This is a genomic window from Streptomyces sp. ID05-39B (genome assembly GCF_033794725.1).
Lineage (GTDB): Bacteria > Actinomycetota > Actinomycetes > Streptomycetales > Streptomycetaceae > Streptomyces > Streptomyces bobili.
In genome coordinates, this window is the sequence record NZ_JARGEF010000467.1 from 1 (window position 1) to 2391 (window position 2391).

Consider the following 2391-nt stretch of genomic DNA (forward strand, 5'->3'; position numbering starts at 1 on the left):
GTCCCCGGGGAGACAACCCCACCCGCCCGTGCGGCACATGTACGTACGGGCTCCGGCCAGGCGGGGGCCGTCGCGGAAAGGCAGGAGCCCCGTCGCCTTGCGGCGCGGGGCTCCTTGGGTACTGCTCTCAGAGACTTGCGATCTCAGGGTGTGATAGCGATCAGGCGATCAGACGGGGGTGACGTTCTCCGCCTGCGGGCCCTTCGGACCCTGGGTCACGTCGAAGGAGACCGCTTGGTTCTCCTCGAGCGAACGAAAACCCTGCGCGTTGATCGCGGAGTAGTGGACGAAGACGTCGGGGCCGCCGCCCTCCTGGGCGATGAAGCCAAAGCCCTTTTCGGCGTTGAACCACTTCACGGTTCCGGTAGCCATAAGCCCTCCTTGGGCCCAAAGGGTTGCCCTGCTCCAGAACCCTGCAAGCGTGAAAGCAAGTGCCGCACAACTGCATACGTCTGAAAACGTCAAGAGCCTGCGGTTACATGCTCCGCAGGCTCTGTACTGCAAGGGAAACCAAACTGCAACTTGCGGCGAGCCTAGCATGTGGGCACCGGAAAGCAATAGAGGTCAAGATCACGTCACCCGGACGTTTGAAGATCCGGAAAAGGGGTTGACGGCGGACGCCCGCGGGGTTGATGGGGAGCACCGGAGCGGGGTCGGAGACGGCCTGCCACCGGACGGGGTCTATCGTCGCGATGTGGACAATTCTCGCACCCGGCCGCGCGTCGGCCACATCCAGTTCCTCAACTGCCTGCCCCTGTACTGGGGGCTCGCGAGAACCGGCACCCTCCTCGACTTCGAGCTGACCAAGGACACCCCGGAGAAGCTCAGCGAGCAGTTGGTGCGGGGCGACCTCGACATCGGGCCCATCACCCTCGTCGAGTTCCTGAAGAACGCCGACGACCTGGTCGCCTTCCCCGACATCGCCGTCGGCTGCGACGGTCCCGTCATGTCCTGCGTGATCGTCTCCCAGGTGCCGCTGGAGGAACTGGACGGCGCCCGCGTCGCCCTCGGCTCCACCTCGCGCACCTCCGTGCGGCTGGCCCAACTCCTGTTGTCCGACCGCTACGGCGTCCGGCCGGAGTACTACACCTGCCCGCCCGACCTGAGCCTGATGATGCAGGAGGCCGAGGCGGCCGTACTCATCGGCGACGCGGCGCTGCGGGCGAACCTGCTCGACGGCCCCAAGTACGGCCTCCAGGTGCACGACCTCGGCGCGCTCTGGAAGGAGTGGACCGGCCTGCCGTTCGTGTTCGCGGTGTGGGCGGCCCGCCGGGACTACCTGGAGCGTGAGCCGCTCATCACCCGCAAGGTCCACGAGGCCTTCCTCGCCTCGCGCAACCTCTCCCTCGAAGAGGTCGCCAAGGTCGCCGAACAGGCGGCCCGCTGGGAGAACTTCGACGAGGAGGTCCTGGAGCGGTACTTCACCACCCTGGACTTCCGCTTCGGCCCCGCCCAGTTGGCGGCGGTCACCGAGTTCGCCCGCCGCGTCGGCCCGACGACCGGCTTCCCGGCCGACGTCAAGGTCGACCTTCTTCAGCCGTAGGGACGGCACTAGGCTGCTGGCGGGCCGCGGAGGCCCAAGAGGTCCACGGACCTACGGGGGAGGGGTGGACGTCATGCAGCCGCTAGGTGCCGACGAACCCGCCGAGGTGGGGCCCTACCGGCTGCTCGGCCGGCTCGGCTCCGGCGGGATGGGCCGCGTCTATCTCGGCCGCAGCGCCGGCGGCCGTACCGTCGCCGTGAAGATCGTGCACCCCCACCTCGCGCTCGACGAGGAGTTCCGGGCCCGCTTCCGGCGCGAGGTAGACGCCGCCCGGCGGGTCGGCGGCGCCTGGACCGCGCCCGTCCTGGACGCCGACCCGACGGCGAACGTCCCCTGGGTCGCGACCGCCTACGCGGCCGGACCCTCGCTGGCCGCGGCGGTCGCGGGCGGCGGCGCACTGCCCGAGCACACCGTACGAGTGCTGGGGGCGGGCCTCGCCGAAGCGCTCGCCACCGTCCACGGACTCGGCCTCGTGCACCGGGACGTCAAGCCGTCCAACGTCCTCCTCACCGTCGACGGCCCCCTGCTCATCGACTTCGGCATCGCCCGCGCGACCGACGGCACCGCGTCCCTCACCTCGACCGGCGTCTCCGTCGGCTCCCCCGGCTACATGGCCCCCGAGCAGATCCTCGGCAAGGGTGCCTCCGGCGCCGCCGACGTCTTCTCCCTCGGCGCCGTACTGGCGTACGCGGCGACCGGCGAACCCCCGTTTCCCGGTGACTCCTCGGCCGCCCTCCTCTACAAGGTCGTCCACGAGCAGCCCGCACTGGGCCGCCTGGACGGCGACCTGCTGGACCTGGTCACGGCCTGCCTCACCAAGGACCCCGCCGCCCGGCCCACCCCCGCGG

3 protein-coding genes are annotated in these 2391 nt (G+C 69.9%); 2 read left to right on the top strand and 1 reads right to left on the bottom strand.

Annotated features, from left to right (window positions below; translation table 11 throughout):
- Positions 1–168: 168 nt before the first annotated feature.
- The gene (locus P1P75_RS41125; RefSeq protein WP_073499902.1) at positions 169–372 is read right to left on the bottom strand and encodes a cold-shock protein; all 204 of its coding nucleotides are present in this window, start codon (positions 370–372) and stop codon (positions 169–171) included.
- A 322-nt stretch (positions 373–694) separates the two neighbouring features.
- Here P1P75_RS41125 and P1P75_RS41130 point away from each other — a divergent pair, with 322 nt between their 5' ends.
- On the top strand, positions 695–1543 hold the full coding sequence (locus P1P75_RS41130; RefSeq protein WP_319265056.1) for a menaquinone biosynthesis protein: 849 nt from the start codon (positions 695–697) through the stop codon (positions 1541–1543).
- A gap of 73 nt (positions 1544–1616) precedes the next feature.
- On the top strand, positions 1617–2391 hold a 775-nt coding region (locus P1P75_RS41135; protein WP_319265058.1), incomplete at its 3' end, for a serine/threonine-protein kinase.

Excerpts from the sequence above, each read along its gene's own strand:
- P1P75_RS41125 (WP_073499902.1), bottom strand. The coding sequence starts at position 372 with ATGGCTACCGGAACCGTGAAGTGGTTCAACGCCGAAAAGGGCTTTGGC.